At 74.2% G+C, this 19,528-nt stretch carries 18 protein-coding genes and 1 pseudogene; 14 read left to right on the top strand and 5 right to left on the bottom strand.

From position 1 onward, the window contains the following. Positions 1 to 68 precede the first annotated feature (68 nt). The 4 genes and pseudogenes from HOQ23_RS04305 to HOQ23_RS20485 all read left to right on the top strand — a co-directional run bounded on the left by HOQ23_RS04305 (position 69) and on the right by HOQ23_RS20485 (position 2,947). Positions 69 to 1,007 carry a carbamate kinase gene (locus tag HOQ23_RS04305; protein WP_172212147.1) on the top strand — a complete coding sequence of 313 codons (939 nt, stop codon included), beginning with the start codon at positions 69 to 71 and terminating at the stop codon, positions 1,005 to 1,007. Positions 1,008 to 1,057: 50 nt separating this feature from the next. Continuing rightward, positions 1,058 to 2,164, top strand: coding sequence for a ring-opening amidohydrolase (locus tag HOQ23_RS04310; protein WP_172212149.1), 1,107 nt, complete (start codon positions 1,058 to 1,060; stop codon positions 2,162 to 2,164). A gap of 260 nt (positions 2,165 to 2,424) precedes the next feature. Continuing rightward, positions 2,425 to 2,562, top strand: a pseudogene (locus HOQ23_RS21465) (SAP domain-containing protein); the annotation flags it as partial. 157 nt (positions 2,563 to 2,719) lie between these two features. Next, the gene (locus tag HOQ23_RS20485) at positions 2,720 to 2,947 is read left to right on the top strand and encodes a hypothetical protein (protein ID WP_216653591.1); all 228 of its coding nucleotides are present in this window, start codon (positions 2,720 to 2,722) and stop codon (positions 2,945 to 2,947) included. 43 nt (positions 2,948 to 2,990) lie between these two features. Here the strand turns inward: HOQ23_RS20485 and HOQ23_RS04320 are convergent, their stop codons facing one another. Both HOQ23_RS04320 and HOQ23_RS04325 read right to left on the bottom strand, forming a co-directional pair. Beyond that, on the bottom strand, positions 2,991 to 3,584 hold the full coding sequence (locus HOQ23_RS04320; protein WP_367650364.1) for a DJ-1/PfpI family protein: 594 nt from the start codon (positions 3,582 to 3,584) through the stop codon (positions 2,991 to 2,993). A 34-nt stretch (positions 3,585 to 3,618) separates the two neighbouring features. Beyond that, positions 3,619 to 4,776 (bottom strand): CaiB/BaiF CoA-transferase family protein, encoded by a 1,158-nt coding sequence (locus HOQ23_RS04325; RefSeq protein WP_172212151.1) that lies wholly within the window; start codon positions 4,774 to 4,776, stop codon positions 3,619 to 3,621. Positions 4,777 to 4,858: 82 nt separating this feature from the next. On the opposite strand from HOQ23_RS04325, the gene HOQ23_RS04330 reads away from it, so the two are divergent. Both HOQ23_RS04330 and HOQ23_RS04335 read left to right on the top strand, forming a co-directional pair. Then, entirely contained in the window at positions 4,859 to 8,263 is a 3,405-nt protein-coding gene (locus HOQ23_RS04330; protein WP_172212153.1) for an ATP-dependent DNA helicase, read from the top strand. Further along, positions 8,260 to 11,592: a UvrD-helicase domain-containing protein gene (locus HOQ23_RS04335; RefSeq protein WP_367650365.1), complete on the top strand. Its 3,333-nt coding sequence runs from the start codon at positions 8,260 to 8,262 to the stop codon at positions 11,590 to 11,592. The genes HOQ23_RS04330 and HOQ23_RS04335 overlap by 4 nt, the downstream gene beginning before the upstream one ends. Here the strand turns inward: HOQ23_RS04335 and HOQ23_RS04340 are convergent. Then, positions 11,582 to 12,673, bottom strand: coding sequence for an NAD(P)-binding domain-containing protein (locus HOQ23_RS04340; RefSeq protein WP_172212155.1), 1,092 nt, complete (start codon positions 12,671 to 12,673; stop codon positions 11,582 to 11,584). The genes HOQ23_RS04335 and HOQ23_RS04340 overlap by 11 nt on opposite strands. Positions 12,674 to 12,743: 70 nt before the next feature. Between HOQ23_RS04340 and HOQ23_RS04345 the strand changes: the two genes are divergently transcribed. Then, the gene (locus HOQ23_RS04345; protein WP_153324565.1) at positions 12,744 to 12,932 is read left to right on the top strand and encodes a hypothetical protein; all 189 of its coding nucleotides are present in this window, start codon (positions 12,744 to 12,746) and stop codon (positions 12,930 to 12,932) included. A gap of 139 nt (positions 12,933 to 13,071) precedes the next feature. Here the strand turns inward: HOQ23_RS04345 and aztD are convergent, their stop codons facing one another. Continuing rightward, positions 13,072 to 14,352: a zinc metallochaperone AztD gene (gene aztD, locus HOQ23_RS04350; protein ID WP_367650378.1), complete on the bottom strand. Its 1,281-nt coding sequence runs from the start codon at positions 14,350 to 14,352 to the stop codon at positions 13,072 to 13,074. Between the two features lie 91 nt (positions 14,353 to 14,443). On the opposite strand from aztD, the gene nudC reads away from it, so the two are divergent. Continuing rightward, the gene (gene nudC / locus HOQ23_RS04355) at positions 14,444 to 15,364 is read left to right on the top strand and encodes an NAD(+) diphosphatase (RefSeq protein WP_172212157.1); all 921 of its coding nucleotides are present in this window, start codon (positions 14,444 to 14,446) and stop codon (positions 15,362 to 15,364) included. Between the two features lie 27 nt (positions 15,365 to 15,391). Here nudC and HOQ23_RS04360 read toward each other — a convergent pair whose 3' ends face one another. Beyond that, positions 15,392 to 15,637: a mycoredoxin gene (locus HOQ23_RS04360; protein ID WP_172212159.1), complete on the bottom strand. Its 246-nt coding sequence runs from the start codon at positions 15,635 to 15,637 to the stop codon at positions 15,392 to 15,394. 79 nt (positions 15,638 to 15,716) lie between these two features. On the opposite strand from HOQ23_RS04360, the gene HOQ23_RS04365 reads away from it, so the two are divergent. The 6 genes from HOQ23_RS04365 (at position 15,717) to HOQ23_RS04390 (ending at position 19,525) form a co-directional block, all read left to right on the top strand. Next, positions 15,717 to 17,747 carry an ATP-dependent DNA helicase UvrD2 gene (locus HOQ23_RS04365; RefSeq protein ID WP_216653595.1) on the top strand — a complete coding sequence of 677 codons (2,031 nt, stop codon included), beginning with the start codon at positions 15,717 to 15,719 and terminating at the stop codon, positions 17,745 to 17,747. Between the two features lie 183 nt (positions 17,748 to 17,930). Further along, positions 17,931 to 18,203, top strand: a complete 273-nt coding sequence (locus HOQ23_RS04370) for a hypothetical protein (RefSeq protein ID WP_172212163.1) — start codon at positions 17,931 to 17,933, stop codon at positions 18,201 to 18,203. A gap of 127 nt (positions 18,204 to 18,330) precedes the next feature. Beyond that, positions 18,331 to 18,657: a WhiB family transcriptional regulator gene (locus HOQ23_RS04375; RefSeq protein WP_172212165.1), complete on the top strand. Its 327-nt coding sequence runs from the start codon at positions 18,331 to 18,333 to the stop codon at positions 18,655 to 18,657. A gap of 84 nt (positions 18,658 to 18,741) precedes the next feature. Beyond that, positions 18,742 to 18,906: a hypothetical protein gene (locus tag HOQ23_RS04380; protein WP_172212167.1), complete on the top strand. Its 165-nt coding sequence runs from the start codon at positions 18,742 to 18,744 to the stop codon at positions 18,904 to 18,906. Between the two features lie 31 nt (positions 18,907 to 18,937). After that, on the top strand, positions 18,938 to 19,201 hold the full coding sequence (locus HOQ23_RS04385; RefSeq protein WP_172211618.1) for a hypothetical protein: 264 nt from the start codon (positions 18,938 to 18,940) through the stop codon (positions 19,199 to 19,201). A 153-nt stretch (positions 19,202 to 19,354) separates the two neighbouring features. Beyond that, entirely contained in the window at positions 19,355 to 19,525 is a 171-nt protein-coding gene (locus tag HOQ23_RS04390) for a hypothetical protein (protein WP_172212169.1), read from the top strand. Positions 19,526 to 19,528: the final 3 nt, after the last annotated feature.

The following is a 19,528-nucleotide window of genomic DNA, read 5'->3' on the forward strand; positions in this document are numbered from 1 at the left end:
AGCGGACCGGCGATCCCTTGGCCCAAGTTGCCCTGCTCCGGCGTGGGCGGCGTCACTAGGTTCGTCACATGAGGGTCCTGCTTGCACTGGGCGGAAACGCCATGGCCAACGCGGACGGACGCGTACATCCCGACGACCAGATCGGCGCGGCGAAGCTCGCCGCCGGCTCGATCGCCACCTTGGTGGCGTCCGGGGTCGACGTCGTGGTCACCCACGGCAACGGCCCCCAGGTCGGCAACCTGCTGGTCAAGAACGAGCTCGCCGCCCCCGTGGTCCCGCCCGTCCCGCTCGACTGGTGCGGGGCGCAGACCCAGGCGACGCTGGGCTTCGTCCTGCTCAACGCCCTGGACGCCGCGCTCGCCCGCACCGGCGAGGCGCGCCGCGCCGCCGCCCTGGTGACCCGCACGCGGGTCTCCGCGAGCGACCCGGGCTTCTTGAACCCCGCGAAGCCGATCGGTCGCTACCTGCCGGCCGAGGAGGCGCGCGTGCTCGTCGAGCACGGCGAGACCTGGGAGGACCGCGGCCCGAAGGGCTGGCGACGCGTGGTCGCCTCGCCGGAGCCGTTGGAGATCGTCGACGCCCCGGCCATCACCGCGCTCGTCGACGCCGGCTTCGTCGTGGTCGCCGCCGGCGGCGGGGGCATCCCCGTGGTCGCCGACCCCGACGGCACCCTGCGCGGCGTCGAGGCGGTCATCGACAAGGACCTCGCCGCGGCGCTGCTCGCGGGCCATGTCGACGCGGACGTCATGGTCGTGGCCACCGACGTGCCCGCCGCGGTCCTGCACTACGGCACGCCCGAGGAGGAGCCGCTCGGCGAGGTCACCGTGACCCGCATGCGCGAGCTCGCCGCGGAGGGCCACTTCGGCAGCGGCTCGATGGGGCCGAAGGTCGACGCGGCCTGCCGCTTCGTCGAGCGCGGCGGCCAGCGCTCGGTCATCACCCGCCTCGACCTGATCACCGAGGCGGTCACCGGCTCCGGCGTCGGCACCGTCGTCGTGCCCGGCTGAGCCCGCCCCGTACTCCCACCACCGCACCGCCCCTACCGGAAGGAAGTCCATTGCCCGACGCCATCGAAGTACGCAAGGTCCCGATCCACTCCGTCGCCGACGCCTCGGAGCTCGCGAAGCTCATCGACGAGGGCGTGATGAAGGCCGACCGCGTCATCGCGATCATCGGCAAGACCGAGGGCAACGGCGGGGTCAACGACTACACCCGGATCATCGCCGACCGGGCGTTCCGCGAGGTGCTCGTCGACAAGGGCGCGCCGGCCGACCAGGTCAAGCAGGTCCCGATCGTGTGGTCCGGCGGCACCGACGGTGTCATCAGCCCCCACGCGACGATCTTCGCGACCACCGACGTGCCCGCGGACGACCCCTCGCGCGAGGAGCAGCGCCTGACCGTCGGCTTCGCGATGAGCGAGCAGCTGCTGCCCGAGGAGATCGGCCGCACGCCGATGATCAGCAAGGTCGCCGACGCGGTGAAGGTGGCCATGGAGCGCGCCGGCATCACCGACCCCGCCGACGTGCACTACGTGCAGACCAAGACCCCGCTGCTCACCATCCACACCATCCGCGACGCCAAGTCGCGCGGCAAGACGGTGTGGACCGAGCACACCCACGAGTCGATGGACCTCTCCAACGGCGTCACGGCCCTGGGCATCGCGGTGGCGCTCGGCGAGATCGAGATGCCGACCGACGCGGACGTCATGCACAACCGCGAGCTGTACTCCGCGGTCGCCTCGTGCTCCTCGGGCGTCGAGCTCGACCAGGCCCAGGTGGTCGTGGTCGGCAACGCGACGGGCGTCGGCGGGCGCTACCGCATCGGCCACTCGGTGATGAACGACGCCCTGGACGCCGACGGCATCTGGAACGCGATCAAGGACGCCGGCCTCGACCTCCCCGAGCGCCCGCACCACAGCGACCTCGGCGACAAGCTGGTCAACGTGTTCCTCAAGTGCGAGGCCTCCCAGGACGGCACCGTGCGTGGTCGCCGCAACGCGATGCTCGACGACTCCGACGTGCACTGGCACCGCCAGATCAAGTCCTGCGTCGGCGGCGTCACCGCGGCCGTGACCGGCGACCCGGCCGTGTTCGTCTCGGTCTCCGCCGCCCACCAGGGCCCCGAGGGCGGCGGCCCCGTCGCCGCCATCGTCGACCTGGGCTGACCGACCCGCAGCACCGCACCACCGCATCACCGCAGCACCGCCCAGGGCCCGATCGCACTCCCGCGGTCGGGCCCTGGCCATGCTCGCCGAGTCGGCCCGAAGGGTGCGCCGAGTCGGCCCGAATGGTGCGGCGAGTCGGCTTGAATGGCGCGTCGAGTCGGCCCGAATGGTGCGCCGAGTCGGCGCTCGTGGTGCGCCCGTCTGGGAGGATCGGCCGCGTGGCCGAGACCCCCGCCCGCCGTCCGGCCCTCGAGGCATCGATGTCCGCGCGCGAGCTGCGCCGCTGGTACTGGTCGAAGGACGAGCTCGCCGCGTTCGCCCGCGGGCTCGGGGTGAGGGCGACCGGGTCGAAGGCCGCGATCACCGGCCGGCTCGCGGCCGCGCTGGACGGCCTCCCACCGCCGCCGGAGCCGCCGGCCCGCCGTACGACGGGTGCGCAGCTGACCGGCGCCCTCACGGAGGACACGCTCGTCCCGCCCGGCCAGCGCTGCAGCCAGGTCCTGCGCGCGTGGTTCACCGAGCGCCCTCGGCCCGACGTTCCGCTTCGACGCGCCGATGCGCGACCACCTCGCCGCCGCCGACGGCACCACCACCCTCGGCGACGCCGTCGGTGTGTGGCACGCCACCCGCGGACGCGGGGCCGAGGAGATCGGCCCGCAGTTCGAGCTCAACCGGTTCACCCGGCGCTGGCACGAGGAGAACCCGGGCGGCTCGCGCGAGCAGCTGGCGCGGGCCTGGGTGGCCTACCGCGACACGCCGCTCGAGGAGCGCGGCCGGTCCTGAGCCCGCCGGCGCACGCGCACCCCACCGGTCCCGAGGCGGACCGCTAGGAGCGCCACATCCACTCCATCTCCGCGACCGTGGCGTCGTACGCCGCGACGCCCGCGAGGTCGCGCACCACCCGCAGCGACAGGTCGATCCCCGCGGAGACGCCCGCGGAGGTCCACAGCCGCTCGTCGCTGCGCACGAACCGCGGCCCGCGCTCGACGCGCACGGTCGGGTCGATCCCCGCCAGCTCGTCGTACGTCGTGTGGTGCGTCGTCGCGGGACGTCCGCGCAGCAGCCCCGCGGCGGCGAGCACCATCGAACCGGTGCACACCGACATCAGCAGCTCCACCTCGGCCGCGCGCTCGCGCAGCCAGGCCAGCAGCTGCTCGTCGCCGAGCAGCTTCCGCGAGCCGGCCCCGCCGGGCAGCACCAGCAGGTCGGTGGGCGGGCAGTCCTGCAGGGAGTGGCGGGGCACGACGGTGAAGCCGCCCCGGCCGCTCACCGGCCGGCCGTCGACGGAGACCGGCACGACCTCGAAGGCGGCCGGGTCGGTGAGCTCACCGGCGACGTTGAACACCTCGTAGGGCCCCGCGTAGTCCAGGACCTCCATGTCGTCGAAGGCGAGGATCGCCACGGTGCGCGTCTGGGTCACCCGTACATCGTGGCAGTCCGCGGCCGTCCGCGGCTCAGGACTCGAGCCACTCCCGGATCGCGGGACCGTGCTGGTCCAGGGTCGGGGGAGCGGTGTGTGCCGCGCGCCCGCCGGAGAACGGGTTGTCGTCGAAGCGGATCGGGGAGCCGGGGAGCTCGACGGTGCCCTGCGTGGCGTGCTCGACGGAGAGCAGCAGCCCCTGCGAGCGGGTCTGCTCCCAGGCGTAGACGTCGTCGAGGGAGCGGACCTTGCCCGACGGGATGCCGGCGTCGGAGAGCAGCGCCAGCCAGTGCTCGGCGGGCTTGGCGGCGAACAGCCCCTCGAGCACGGCGATGAGCTCGTCGCGGTGCGCGACGCGCTGCGGGTTGGTCGCGAAGCGCTCCTCGGCGGCGTCCAGCCCGAGCGCCGTGCACAGCGCGCGCCACAGGCCCTCGGAGCCGCAGGCGATCTGGATCGGCGCGCTCGCGGTGGCGAACATGCCGTAGGGCGCGATCGAGGGGTGGTGGTCGCCGGCCAGGCCGGGCACCTCCTTGGCCACCGTCCAGCGGGTGCCCTGGAAGGCGTGCACGCCGACCATGCCGGCCAACAGCGAGGTCCGCACGACCCGACCCGCGCCGGTGCGCTCGCGCTCGTGGAGCGCGGCGAGCACGCCGTACGCGCCGTTCATGCCGGCCAGCAGGTCCGCGATCGGCACGCCGACCTTGGTGGGCGCGGCGGTGCCGGTGAGCGACATCAGCCCGCCCTCGCCCTGCGCGATCTGGTCGTAGCCGGCCCGCTTGGCCTCCGGGCCGTCGTGGCCGAATCCGGTGATGGAGAGGACGACGAGGCGCGGGTTGAGCTCGTGCAGCCGCTCGACGGAGAACCCGAGGCGGTCCAGCACACCGACGCGGAAGTTCTCCATCAGCACGTCGGCGCGCTCGACGAGCCGGGCGAGGACGTCGCGGTCGGCCTCGTCCTTGAGGTCCAGGACGATCGACTCCTTGTTGCGGTTCGCCGACATGAAGTACGTCGACTCCTGCTCGCCGGGCTCGCCGACGAAGGGCGGGCCCCACGACCGGGTGTCGTCGCCGGTGGGGGACTCCACCTTGATCACGCGGGCCCCCATGTCGCCGAGCATCATCGCGGCGTGCGGGCCGGCGAGAGCGCGGGTGAGGTCGAGGACGAGCAGGTCGCTGAGGGGTCCGTCGGTCATGCCCGCACCCTGTCATCGCCGCGACAGGCCCGGAACGGCAACACTCGACAGGACTGTCGGTCCCGGATGGTCGAATGGAGGCATGCGAGCGCCGACCACCTACCGCCTGGTGCGGCAGCCGGCGGCGCCCACCGTCCCGACCCTCGACGAGCACCAGCAGCGCGTCGTGGACCACCCGGGCGGGCCGCTGCTGGTCCTCGCCGGCCCGGGCACCGGCAAGACCACCACGCTGGTCGAGGCGATCGTGGACCGCATCGAGGAGCGCGGGGCGCGTCCCGAGGGCGTCCTGGCGCTGACCTTCTCGCGCAAGGCCGCCGAGCAGCTGCGCGACCGGGTCACCGCGCGGCTGGGCCGCACCACCGCCACCACCCTCAGCTCCACCTTCCACTCCTTCGCCTACGGCCTGATCCGCGCCTACGCCCCGGCCGAGCTCTACGAGGCGCCGCTGCGCCTGCTCAGCGCCCCGGAGCAGGACGTCGTGCTCCGCGAGCTGCTCACCGACAGCCCCGAGTCGGTGCGCTGGCCCGACTCGCTCGCGCGCGCCCTCGGCACCCGCGGCTTCGCCCGGGAGGTCCACGCGGTCCTCGCCCGCGCCCGGGAGAAGGGCCTCGACGGCACCGAGCTGAGCGCGCTCGGGCGCGAGCACGACCTGCCCGAGCTGGTCGCCGCCGGCCTCTTCCTGGACCAGTACCTCACCAACCTCGACGCCCAGGGCGCCACCGACTACGCCGACCTGATCCGGCGGGCCACGATCGAGGCGGAGGTGCACCGTGAGGAGTTGCGGGCCCGCTTCTCCCACATCTTCGTCGACGAGTACCAGGACACCGACCCCGGCCAGGTCGCGCTGCTGCGCGCGATCGCCGGCGACGGGCGCAACCTCACCGTCGTCGGTGACCCGCACCAGTCGATCTACGCCTTCCGCGGGGCCGAGGTCCGCGGCATCCTCGACTTCCCGACCGCCTTCCCGCGCCGTGACGGTCGCCCGGCCGACGTGGTCTCGCTGCGCACCACCCGCCGCTTCGGCCCCCGACTGCTGCTCGCGTCCCAACGCGTCGCACGGCGCCTGGCGCTGCCCGGCAGCATCGACGCCGAGGCCCGCGAGGCGTTCCTCAACCCGCGCAGCGAGGGCGCCGCCCACGGCCCCGGCAAGGTGCTGGTGCGCACCTTCGACACCGAGCGCGCCGAGGCCGAGCACCTCGCCGACCTGCTGCGCCGCGCCCACCTCGAGGACGGCATCGGCTGGGACGAGATGGCCGTGCTGGTCCGCTCCGGGCGCACCTCGATCCCGCCGCTGCGCCGCGCGCTCGGCGCCGCGGGCGTCCCGGTCGAGGTCGCCAGCGACGAGGTGCCGCTGGTGCGCGACCCCGCCGTGCTCCCGCTGATCGACGCGATGCGGGTGGTGATCGGCCTGGGCCAGGAGCAGCTGGACCCGACCGAACCGGCTCCCGACCCCAGCCTCGACCCCGGCCTCGACCCCGGTCTCGACACCGCGGACGATCCCGACGGCGACGACCGCCCCGAGCCGCAGCCCGAACCCGGCGAGCCGGCCGGTCGGGGCGCGCGCCCTGACCCCGCCGACCAGCGCGAGGCGGTCGACGCCGGGCGCGCGGAGTCGCTGCTGCTCAGCCCCCTGGGCGGCATGGACGCCGGCGAGCTGCGCCGCCTCGCGCGCCAGCTCCGGGTGCGCGAGAAGGCCCGCGCCGGAGAGGCCGGGGAGTCGCCTCGGTCCTCGCGCGAGCTGGTCCGGCTCAGCGTGGTCGACCCCTCCTTCCTCGACGGGGTCGAGGGCCCCGAGGCGGCCCGGGCCCGCGCGCTGGCGGGGCTGCTCGCCGGGGCTCGCTCCGACCTGGTCGCGGGCGCGTCGGCGGAGGAGGTGCTGTGGACGCTGTGGTCCGGCACCGGCTGGCCCGCACGGCTGCGCCGCGCCGCGGAGGCCGGTGGGCCCGGTGCCCGGCGCGCACACCGCGACCTCGACACGATCTGCGCCCTCTTCGAGCTCGCCGCCCGAGCGGAGGAGCAGCGCGACCACGTCGGGGTCCGCAACTTCCTGGCGATGCTGGTCGCCCAGCAGATCCCGGCCGAGACCCTCGCCGACCGCGGTGCCCGGGGCGCCGCGGTCCGGCTGCTGACCGCCCACCGCTCCAAGGGCCTGGAATGGCGCCTGGTGGTGCTCGCCCACGTGCAGGAGGAGGTCTGGCCCGACCTGCGCCGCCGCGCCACCCTGCTCCAGGCCGACCGGATCGGCACCGACACCATCGTGCCCCCGGTCTCGGTGCGCGAGCTGCTGATGGAGGAGCGCCGGCTCTTCTACGTCGCCTGCACCCGCGCCCGCCAGCGCCTCGTGGTCACCGCCGTGGCCTCGCCCGACGACGAGGGCGAGCAGCCGTCGCGCTTCCTCGAGGAGCTCGGGGTCAACGTCGAGAAGGTCACCGGCCGGCCCGCGCGCCCGCTGTCGATGGACGGGCTGGTGGCCGAGCTGCGCCGCACCCTGGCCGACCCCGAGACCCCGGAGCCGCTGCGCGCGGCGGCGGCGACCCGGCTGGCCAGGCTGGCGCGCGAGACGGTGGGCGACCGGCTCCTGGTGCCCCAGGCCGACCCGTCCTCGTGGTGGGGCACCCGCGCCCCGACCCGCTGCGCCGAGCCGATCCGCGACCCCGAGCGCCCGGTGCCGGTCTCCGCCAGCGTGCTGGAGTCGATGCTGGTCTGCCCGATGCAGTGGTTCCTGGAGCGCGAGGCCGGCGGCATCGCCCGCTCGCACCAGTCCGCCAACCTCGGCCAGATCGTGCACGCCCTGGCCCAGCGGGTCGCCGACGGCGAGATCCCCGCCGGGCCCGACGACGCCGACCTGCTGATGGCCCACGTCGAGGAGGTCTGGGGGCGCCTGGAGTTCCGCACCCCGTGGTCGCGGGACCGCGAGCACGCCCGGGTGCGCGCCGCTCTCGCGCGGTTCCTGCGCTGGCACCACGACAACCCCCGTCGCCTGCTCACCACCGAGCAGCACTTCTCGACCGTCGTGGAGCTCGGCGACGGCGAGCAGGTCCGGCTCACCGGCTACGCCGACCGCCTCGAGCTCGACGCCGCGGGCCGCGTGGTCGTGGTCGACCTCAAGACCGGTCGCACCAAGCCGTCGAACAAGTCGGTGCAGCGCAACGTCCAGCTCGGCCTCTACCAGTACGCCGTGGACGCCGGCGCGGTCGACGGGGTGCTCGAGGAGCACGCGGGGCCGGTCGCGGAGGGCCCGCGGGCCGGCGGCGCCGAGCTGGTCCAGCTCGGCATGCTCGACGACACGGCGTACGCCTCGGTCCAGCCGCAGGACCCCCAGCCCGACGAGAGCGTCGCCCGCGAGGAGCTGCGCGGCCACCTCGGCCGGGTCGCCTCGCTGCTGCGCGAGGAGAGCTTCCCGGCGGTCGCCGGCCAGCACTGCCGCGACTGCGCCTTCGTCCCCCTGTGTCCCATCAAGAGCGCCGGAGCGGTGATCAGCCAGTGACGACCCCCCAGCCGCCCCTCGACGACCTGCTCGACACCGACGTCCCGCTCCTCGGCGTCCCCACCACCGACACCCAGCCGCCGGCCGGTGCGAGCGGTCCCGCGGCGTTGCGGATCGAGACCCCGCAGGACCTCCAGGAGGTCATGAAGACCCCCTACGCACCCAGCGAGCAGCAGTGGCGCGCGATCTCCGCACCCCTGGCACCCGCTGTCGTCATCGCCGGCGCCGGCTCCGGCAAGACCACGCTGATGGCGGCCCGGGTGGTCTACCTCGTCGCCACCGGGCAGGTGCGCCCCGAGGAGGTCCTCGGCCTCACCTTCACCACCAAGGCCGCCAGCGAGCTGCGCCAGCGCATCCGCGCCGCGCTGCGCACCGCCGGCGTGCTCGAGGACCCCGACGACCGTCGCCGGCCCGAGGCCGACGAGGTCGAGGAGGTCCTGGAGCCGACCGTGCTCACCTACAACGCCTACGCCGCCCAGCTGCTCACCGAGCACGGCCTGCGCATCGGTCACGAGCCGGACACCCGGGTGATCACCGACGCCGCGCGCTACCAGCTCGGCGCCCGGGTCGTGGACCGCTACACCGGCTCGGTCACCCAGCTCACCGACCACCCCGAGACCGCCATCCAGAACCTCCTGGCCCTGGACGGCGCGATGAGCGAGCACCTGGTCGGCCCCGACGACGTGCGCCGCGTCGACGCCGAGGCCCGGCGCGGCTTCGAGACCGCGCTCGCAGAGGAGCGCGCGGGCAAGGACCGCACGACCTACCGCGAGCCGGTCGAGAAGGCGATCTCGGCGATCGACCGGCGCGGCGAGCTGCTCGGCCTGGTCGCCGGCTACCGCCGCCTCAAGCGCGAGCTCGGCCTGATGGACTTCTCCGACCAGATCGAGCTCGGTGCCCGCCTGGCCAGCGAGCAGCCCGACGTGGGCGCGGTGGAGCGGGGCAAGTACAAGGTCGTGCTCCTCGACGAGTACCAGGACACCTCGGTCGCCCAGGCCACGATGCTGTCGCGGCTCTTCTCCGGCCCCACCGCCTCCTCCGGGCGCGGGCACGCGGTCACCGCGGTCGGCGACCCCAACCAGGCGATCTACGGCTGGCGCGGTGCCTCGGTCTCGAACATCCTCAACTTCGCCGACACCTTCCCGGCCGACGGCGGCGAGGTCCCCACCTACCCGCTGACGGTCAACCGGCGCTCCGATGCGCGGATCCTCGAGGTCGCCAACCGGCTCGCGGCGCCGCTGTACGAGAAGTACGACCAGGTGGATCCGCTCGAGGCCAAGCCCGGCGCGGAGGCCGGCACCGTCACCGCGCGGGTGCACGCCACGCACGCCGACGAGCTCGACGCCCTGGTGGAGGGGGTGCGCGCGGCCCACACCGGGGCCTGGTCCGACATCGGCGTGCTCACCCGCGACAACGCCCACGCCGAGGACGTCTTCGACGCGCTCACCGGTGCCGGGATCCCGGTGGAGATCGTCGGCCTCTCCGGCCTGCTGCGTCTGCCCGAGGTCGCCGAGGTCGTCGCGGTGCTGCACCTGATGAACGACGTCACGGCCAACGCGGCGCTGCTCACCCTGCTCAGCGGCCCGCGCTGGGCGGTCGGCCCGCGCGACCTGCGCCTGCTCGCCCGACGCGCCGAGGACCTCACCGGCGGCCGGGTGCGCGGCGCGGAGCCCGCGACGCTCGCCGACCACCTGGTGGCGATCACCGACGGCGTCGACCCCGCCGAGATCCCCTGCCTCGACGACGCGCTCGCCGATCCGGGGGAGCCGGGGGAGTACCCCTACAGCCCGGAGGCGCGCGAGCGGTTCGCGTTGCTCGCCTCCGAGCTGCGGATGCTGCGCAGCCACGTCGGGGACCCGCTGCTCGACATCGTGCGCCGCATCATCGACACCACCGGCGCCGACATCGAGCTCGCCTCCGCGGTCAGCGACGCGGCCGCGGCCCGACGCGACAACCTCGACCTGTTCGTCAAGGCGGTGGCCGACTTCGAGGCCGTCGACGGCGACGTCTCGCTGGCGGCGCTGCTGGCCTACCTGACCGCCGAGGACGACCAGGGCAACGGCCTTGACGTGGCCACCCCCACCGAGGCCGACTCGGTCAAGCTGCTGACGGTGCACCGCTCCAAGGGCCTGGAGTGGGACGCCGTCTTCCTGGTCGGCGTCTGCGAGAGCCGGTTCCCCTCAGGTCGCTCGCGGACCCTGTGGACCTCCTCGCCGTCCATTCTTCCGGCGCCGCTGCGCGGCGACGCCGCCGACCTGCCCCAGCTCGAGGGCTTCGACAAGGCCGCTCTCGCGGCCTACCGCGACGCCACCCGCGCCCACGACGCGGAGGAGGAGCTGCGACTGGGCTACGTCGCCTTCACCCGTGCCGCGCACACCCTGGCTGTCTCCTCCTACTGCTGGTCCACGCGCGCCACGCCGTTCGGGCCGTCGGCCTACCAGGAGGTGGTCCGCGAGCAGCTCGAGGCGTGGGGCGAGCCCGTCGAGGACTGGCTGGACAAGCCGGCCAAGGGCGACCCGAACCCCTACGACGAGGTGGACCCCTCGCGCCCCTGGCCGGTGACCGAGGGCGGCATGGAGGCCGCGCTGCGCCTCGAGGCGGCCCGGCGGCTGCGTGCCGCGGACCCCGACGCCCCCGACGTCGACCTCGACATGATCGAGGCCGCGGTGGTGGCGGAGTGGGACGCCGAGCTGGAGCGGCTGCTCACCGAGGCACGGCGCGACCGCGCGACCGAGATCGAGGTCGAGCTGCCCAGCAGTCTCTCGGCGACGGCCGCCGCGCGGCTGCGCGACGAACCCGAGGAGTTCGCCCGCGACCTGGCCCGCCCGATGCCGCGCCGTCCGTCCGCGGCGGCCCGGTTCGGCACCCGCTTCCACGCCTGGGTGGAGGCCCGCTTCGGCCAGCAGGACCTCTTCGACTACGACGACCTGCCCGGCCGCGCCGACGCGGGCATCGACGACGACTCCGACCTCAAGGAGCTCATCACCCGCTTCGAGCACGGCCCGTTCGGCACCCGGGTCCCGCACCAGGTCGAGGCGCCCTTCGCGCTGGTCCTCGACGGGCAGGTGGTGCGCGGGCGCATCGACGCCGTCTACACCGAGACCGCGCCCGACGGCGGCGCCGGCTACCTGCTGGTGGACTGGAAGACCAGCCGCCACCAGGACTCCGAGCCGCTCCAGCTGGCGATCTACCGCCTCGCCTACGCCGAGCTGAACGGCGTACCCCTGGACCGGGTGCGGGCGGCGTTCTTCTACGTCCGCACCGGCGAGCTCGTCGAGCCCGGGCACCTGCCGGGGCGCGAGGAGCTGGAGGAGCTGTTCAGGCCCTGACCGGGGCCGGGTGCTCGGCCAGCCAGCGGGTCACGGCACGCGCGGCGACACGGCCGGCCCGGTTGGCGCCGATCGTGCTGGCCGAGGGGCCGTAGCCGACCAGCTGCACCCGCGGGTCGCGCACGGCCGTGGTCCCGGCCTCGTCGAGCTGGATCCCGCCCTGCTCGCTGCGCAGGCGCAGCGGGGCGAGGTGGGTGAGCACGGGACGGAACCCCGTGGCCCACAAGATCACGTCCACGGCCGCGAACGACCCATCGCTCCAGCGCACGCCGTCCGGCTCGATGCGCTCGAACATCGGGCGGCGCCGGTAGGCGCCCAGCCGCTCCGCCTCGCGCTCCTGGGGGCGCAGCGCGAGCCCGGTCACGCTGACCACGCTGCGCGGCGGCAGGCCGCGGCGCACCCGGTCGGCCACCATCGCCACCGCCTCGCGTCCCCGGTCCGGGCTGAAGTCGTCGGTGCGCCACACCGGCGGCCGGCGCGTCACCCACACGGTCCGGGTCAGCGGCGCCAGCTCGCCGAGCAGCTGCACCGCCGAGGCCCCGCCGCCGACCACCAGCACGGTGCGGCCGCGGAACGCCTCGGCGCCCCGGTAGTCGTGGGTGTGCAGCTGCTCGCCGAGGAAGGTCGCCGCGCCCGGGTAGGTGGGGACGAACGGGCGGGTCCAGGTCCCGGTCGCGCTCACCAAGGTCCGGGTGCGCCAGGCGCCCTCCGGCGCCTCGACCTCGAGGAGGCCGGCGGGGTCCGCGTCGAGCGGGCGCACCTGCCGCACCTGCACCGGACGTACGACGGGGAGGTCGTGGGCAGCCTCGTAGCGGGCGAAGTACGCCGGGACCGCGACGTTCGCCCGCTCGTCGGACTCCGGCAGCGCCTCGGCGTCGGGGAGCGCGGCGACCCCGTGGACGTCGCGCATCGTCAGGGAGTCCCAGCGGTGCTGCCAGGCGCCGCCGGGCGCGGCATCGGCGTCGAGCACGACGTGGGCGACCCCGAGTCGCGTGAGGTGGTACGACGCGGACAGCCCCGCCTGGCCGGCGCCGACCACCACGGCGTCCCACACCTGCCCCGTCGGGTCCGTGTCGCGCATGCCACTCATGTCCACCCAACGCCCCCGACCCGGCTGGGGCTTCCCGGCCCCGGAATGACATCCTCGGGGGGTGAGCTCCCCGCGTCGTGTCAGTGCCTTCCACCTCGTGCTCGCCCTGATCTGCCTCCTCCCCGCCGGCTGGGGTGCGTTGTGGGCGTTCAGCGGTGACGAGGGCGGCCAGGCCCTGGGCTTCGCGCTGCTCGGCTTCTTCGGTGCCGGTGCTTTCGTGCTCGCCAAGCGGGCCTTCGCCGACAGCTGAGCGCCGAGTCGGCGCTCGTGGTGCGCCGAGTCGGTGCTTGTGGTGCGCCGAGTCGGTGCTTGTGGTGCGCCGAGTCGGCGCTCATGGCGCGGATCACGGGGCAGCGCGCAGGCGACTGCGCGCCACCCCCCTCGCGTACTCAGCCGGCGGTGCCGGACAGCTCGTTCGGCGTCTGCGGCAGCGCGTGGGTCGCCACCACCTCGAGGGTCCCCAGGTCGACGACGTGGAGCTCCTGGCCGGCCGGCTCGGTGACGTAGGCCCGGTCGCCGGCGACGAACAGCGTCGGGCGCGGCTCCTGCCAGTCCGTCGGCTCGCGCCACGGCTGGGTCACCGGCACGGACCGGCGCACCTGGGCGCCGCGCACGTCGATCACGTGCAGCGCCCCGTCGGTGCCCAGGACGAGCCCGTCGCCGCCGGGCGTGCGCCCGAGGGAGCGGAAGGAGTAGCTCGCCGGCAGGTCCACCAGGCGCAGGCTCGCGTCGCGGGTGTCGACCACGCTCACCCGAGTGGGGCGCTCGAGCTCCGCCTCGGGGTCGCTCTTGTAGTCGCCGAGCACGTACGCCGAGCGCTCGTGGCCGGCCTGGTTGCCGATCCGGCCGTAGCGGTCCGGGCTGTCCACCTTGCGGATCCGGTCCTGCTCGACCAGCAGGACGCCGTCCTCGCACCCGAGCACGGCCACCTCGCCGGCGAAGGTCTCCCCGTGGATCCCGGGGCAGTCCCGGCTCTCGGTGAGCACCGCGCCCGACGCGTCGACCACCCGGACGCCGTCGCGTGAGCGCTCGTCGCCGACGGTGTGCAGCACGGTGCGCGCGTCCAGCTCGACCGCGAGGCCGTGGTGGGCACGCGGGACCGCCCCGGACCGGAGCCGCGGGCGCCGGTCGTCCAGGTCGCCGCGGTCCTCGAGATCCAGGGTCTGGTAGCGCCCGGTGCCGTCGTCGAAGAGCGTGACGCCGCCCGCGTGCGGCACGACGTGACCGGGCGCCTCCGCCTCCACCGTGTACGTCGTGAGCCGCGGCGTACCGGCGTAGGAGTGGCCGTGGTCGCCGTGCGCCTCGGTCCAGCTGCCGAGGTCGAGCGCGGTGAAGCCGCCGGGGCCGGACACGAAGAGGTGGCGGCCGTCACCGGCCGGGCTGAGGCGGGTGAAGCCGTCGACCGGCTCGTCGGCGAGCACCTCGCCGTCCTCGGCGTCGACGACCAGGATCCCGCCGTCGTAGGTGAGAGCGAGCCGCGGCTGCGGGCCCGCGGCCTCGACGGGCTCCTGCGGGGACCGGGGGTCGGGCCGGGCGTCGGGCCGGGCGGAGGAGCTCAGGGGGCGTGGCCGCGGTGCCGCACGCGGTCGTCGCGAGCATGGCGAGGGCCAGGACGAGGGGGAGACGGCGGGAGGTGGCAGGGCGCGACGAGACGCGCCGAGAAAGGCGATTCATGAGAACGATTCTCAATGAGAATGAGAATCATTGTCAATCGCGCGCGTCCTCGCGGCTGGTCGCGGCTCCCGGGGCTAGCCTCGTCGCGTGCCGCAGTCCCACGAACGTCCCCACGAGAAGCTCAGCGCCCATCCCCACGACCGCGCCGGCGTCCACCGCGCGGACGACGTCTGGCTCGCGGAGCGCTGGAGCGACCCGTCCTCCCGCGCACTCGTGGTCTCCGGCACCCGGATCCGCCCCCGGGGCGGCGACGTGGGCTGGGTGCCCACGGCCGAGGCGCCCGACGGGCTGCGGGTGCTCCTCGGGGAGCAGGACGGCCGAGCCTGGTTCGCGGTCGTCGTCGAGGCCGAGCGCTCCCGCGAGGAGGACGGCTGGGTCCCGCTGCGCGGGCTGCTGCCGCACCTCGCCGACGACGCGATGACCGGTGTCCCGCTGGTCTTCCACGCGCTCGGGCTGGCCGAGTGGCTCTTCGTGACCCGGTTCTGCCCGCGCTGCGGCGGGTCCCTGAGCCCCCGCAAGGCCGGCCACGAGCTGGTGTGCGAGGACTGCGGCCGTTCGCAGTTCCCCCGCACCGACCCCGCGGTGATCATGCTGGTCACCGCCGGCGAGCCGGGGAGCGAGGAGGAGCGCTGCCTGCTCGGGCGCCAGTCGGTGTGGCCGGAGGGGCGGTTCTCGACCCTGGCCGGCTTCTGCGAGCCGGGGGAGACCCTCGAGGACGCCGTACGTCGTGAGGTCGCCGAGGAGGCGGGGATCCGCATCGGCGAGGTGAGCTACTTCGGCAGCCAGCCGTGGCCGTTCCCGGCGAGCCTGATGGTGGGCTTCGTCGCCCGCGCCGAGACCACGGGCATCACCGTGGACCTCGACGAGATCGAGGAGGCGCACTGGTTCACCCGCGAGCAGATGCGCGCCGGCGCCGCCGACGGCACCCTGGTGCTCCCCGGCGGGGTCTCGATCAGCCGCTCCCTGATCGAGCACTGGTACGGCGAGCCGCTGCCCGGCCACTGGTGAGGCCGGGCGCGGGCCCGTCGTCGGTGCTCAGGCCAGGGAGGCGATCTTCTCCTTGACCTGGGCCAGCGAGGGGTTGGTCTGGGCGGTGCCGTCGCTGTACACGAGCGTCGGCACGGTCTGGTTGCCGCCGTTGGCCTGCTCGACGATCAGCGCGGCGTCGGGGACCTGCTCGATGTCGACCACGTCATAGCTGATGCCCTCGCGGTCGAGCTGGCTCTTGAGACGGTGGCAGTAGCCGCACCAGGGAGTGGTGTACATCGTGAAGGAGCTCATCTGGGACTGTCGCCTCCGACGTCTAGGGTTCGAGGTACAGCTCGATCCAACCACCTCGATCCAGGAGATGCTCGCCCCGATGTCCGCAGTGGACCCCGACCAGCTGCTCGCCGCCCTCGACCCGGAGCAGCGACGCGTCGCGGAGGCCCTCCGGGGCCCGGTCCGGGTGCTGGCCGGTGCCGGCACCGGCAAGACCCGGGCGATCACCCACCGCATCGCGTACGGCGTGGCCAGCGGGGTCTACGCCCCCTCGGAGGTCCTCGCGGTGACCTTCACGACCCGTGCGGCCGGCGAGATGCGCCAGCGGCTGCGCGCCCTCGGTGCCGGGCCGGTGCAGGCCCGCACCTTCCACTCCGCGGCGCTGCGCCAGCTGCGCTACTTCTGGCCCCGGGCCTACGGCACCGAGCTGCCCACGCTCATCGAGTCGAAGATGGGGCTGCTGGCCGGGGCCGCCCGCCGCCAGCGCATCCAGACCGACCAGGCGCTGCTGCGCGACCTCGCCTCGGAGATCGAGTGGGCCAAGGTCAGCAACGTCCACCCCGACGACTACGCCAAGGTGGCGGCCCGGCGCGGCCGCTCGGTGACCGGGCAGGACCACGAGACCGTCGGGCGGGTCTTCGGCAGCTACGAGGAGGTCAAGCGCGGCCAGGGGCGCATGGACATGGAGGACGTCCTGCTCCTGACCGCCGGCCTGCTCGCCGAGGACGAGCGGGTCGCCGCCCAGGTGCGCCAGCAGTACAAGTGGTTCGTCGTCGACGAGTTCCAGGACGTCTCGCCGCTCCAGTCGGCGCTGCTCGACCTGTGGCTCGGCGGGCGCAACGAGATCTGCGTGGTCGGCGATCCGGCGCAGACCGTCTACAGCTTCGCCGGCGCCAACGCCGACTACCTGCGCGAGTTCCCGCGCAAGCACACCGGCACCACCTCGATCGAGCTGGTGCGCAACTATCGCTCCAGCCCCGAGATCGTCGCCGCCGCCAACTCCCTGCTCGCCGGTTCCGGCAGCGAGGGCGTCTCGCTGCGCGCGCAGCGGCCTGCCGGTCCTGCGGTCACCTACACCCAGCACCCCGACGAGGTCGCCGAGGCGGAGGCGGTCGCCGCCCAGGTGCTGCGCCTGCGCGACGCCGGGCGCTCGCTGGCCGAGGTCGCGATCCTGTTCCGCATCAACGCCCAGTCCGAGACCTTCGAGGAGGCGCTGGCGGCCCGGGGGATCCCGTACGTCGTGCGCGGCGCCGCCCGCTTCTTCGACCGCCCCGAGATCCGCGAGGCCGTGACCCGCATCCGCGGCGCCGCCCGCTCCGGGGAGGGCAGCGAGCCCGCCGAGACCGTGCGAGCGATCCTCGCCGGCATGGGGTGGACCCCCGAGGCGCCGACGGCGCGCGGGCAGACCCGGGACCGCTGGGAGTCCTGGCAGGCGCTGGTCGACCAGGCCGCCGAGTTCGCCGCCGCGGGCGGCGGGCTCGACGCGTTCGTCGACGACCTCGACCGGCGCGCGGCCGAGCAGCACGCCCCGGTCGCGGCCGGCGTCACGCTCGCCACCTTCCACGCGGCCAAGGGCCTGGAGTGGGACTCGGTGTTCCTGTGCGGCCTGCAGGACGGCACCATGCCGATCACCTACGCCGAGACCCCCGCCGAGATCGAGGAGGAGCGCCGGCTGCTGTACGTCGGCATGACCCGGGCGCGCATCGACCTGGCCGTCTCCTGGGCCCAGGCGCGCAACCCGGGCGGTCGCGGCAGCCGCAAGCCGTCGCGGTTCCTCGACCCGCTGCTCCCCGACAGCGCGCGTGCGCCGGAGCCGCGGCTGCGCCGCAGCAAGGTCGCGAGCTGCCGCGAGTGCGGCAAGCCGCTGATGACCGGCCTGGAGAAGAAGCGCGGGCGCTGCGAGGACTGCCCGGCCTCCTACGACGAGGCGCTGTTCGAGCGGTTGCGCGAGTGGCGCAAGGACCGCGCCGCCGAGGAGAGCGTGCCGGCGTTCGTCATCTTCACCGACGCCACGCTCCAGCTGATCGCGGAGCAGAAGCCGCGCACGCCGCAGGCCCTGCTCAAGATCGGCGGCATCGGCCAGTCCAAGCTCGACCGGTTCGGCGAGGACGTCCTCGCACTCGTCGAGTGAGCCCGCGAAAGCGCCGGTGCGTGGCATTCGAGCCCGCTGAGGCGAACTGGCAGGATCTTTTCGCGAAATAGTCATTAAATCGTTTGCCCATGACACGAGACCCGCGATAACTTCTCAGAACTACTGACGCGCACCACGGCCCTGACACCGCCGGCGCCCGATGCCTTGAAGGAGGTGGCCCAGATGGACAGCACCAAGATCACGATGACGACGGCCCAGTCGGCCCTGCCGTACGCCGGTGACGTCGTCACGTCCCGCTGCGCCCACGCCTTCCGCGCGCCGGTCGCCGTTCCTGCCGTCCGGGGCACCGCTGTGTCCGCTTCCGTGCGCGAGCGCTCCGAGCTCGCCGGTGGCAAGGCCATCGGTCACGCGACGGGCGACGCCTGGGGCAACCCGAACCGTCGCATCGACGGCGCCTTCCCGGGGACACGTGCCTGGAGACCACCGAGCTGCTGAGACATCAGCAACCGGCACCTCCAGGCCGCGGATCCCCACACCGGGATCCGCGGCCTTTTCGTTTGTCGCGAGAGGCCACCCCACGCCACACCCTGCACCCGCGATCACTGAACGAAGGAGGTGAAACATGACCATCAGCGTCCTCGACCGCCCCGCCGGGGCGCCGACCCTCGGCCTGCTCCACGACCAGGCGAGCCGCGTCGACGAGGCGAGCCTCCCGTGCCGGGTCCGGAACCCCGAGCTCTGGTTCGCCGAGTCACCCAGCGACGTGGAGTCCGCCAAGGCGCTCTGCCAGGAGTGCCCGGTACGGATGACCTGCCTCGACGGGGCCCTCGACCGCCGGGAGCCCTGGGGCGTCTGGGGCGGAGAGCTGTTCCTGCACGGAGTGGTGATCCCCCGCAAGCGCCCCCGCGGCCGGCCCCGGAAGGACGGCTCCGTCCCCGGCAGCGCCTGAGCCAGACCCGCCGTACGACCCCGGTGCCAGTGAGCACCAGCCAGCAGCACCGTCCACCCGTCCAGCCCGACAGAAGAGACCGCCATGTTCCTCCTGCACGAGAACATCGCCCGGGTGCAGATGTGCGCCCGGCGAGGAGAGGCCCAGCAGCGTCGCCGCGGCCATGAGCTCGCCCGTGCGCACCGATTCACCCGCCGTGCGGAGGTGGCCGCGCAGCAGGCGCGCACCGCCCTCGCCCGCGCGCTGTGACCGCCCCGAGACCAGGAAGCACCGGACACCGATGAACCCGACCACGAACCCCGCCTCGCACTCCGCGAGCACCCCCGACCCCGCCGGCGTGAACCCTCACGCCGTCACCGACTTCGACCGGAGCACCGAGATGAATCTGATGCACGAGAACCTGGCACGCGTCCAAATGTCCGCGCGCCTGGGAGAGGCGCAAGAACGTCGCCGCGGCTACCAGCTGTCGCGTGCGGTCCGGCTCGGCCGCAAGGCCGAGCAGGCAGCACAGCAGGCGCGCCTCGCCCTCGCGCGGGCCCTGTGAGAACGCGGTCGGCGTCACCCGACGGTGGCGCCGGCCCGGCACCCTGATCGCGGGTGCGATGCAGGACCGGCTGGGCAGGACTCCCGCGTCCTGCCCAGCCGTTCCGCGTCCGGCCGCGCCCGCCCGCCGCGGGGAGGTCGTAGCCTCGGGGAGATGAGGACCTGCGACCTGTGCGGACGTCGCGAGGAGGACGAGCCCGACCCGGTGGTCCGGCTCTCCTGGACCACGGCGGTGGAGAACGGCGAGCCCCGCACCTTCTGCGCCGACTGCTCGCGCGAGCACCTGCGCGCGATGGAGGGCCGGCTGGACAGCGTCTGGTGGTGAGCG

Origin of the sequence: Nocardioides sp. zg-DK7169 (assembly GCF_013155365.1) — a bacterium.
In the GTDB taxonomy this organism is placed as follows: domain Bacteria; phylum Actinomycetota; class Actinomycetes; order Propionibacteriales; family Nocardioidaceae; genus Nocardioides.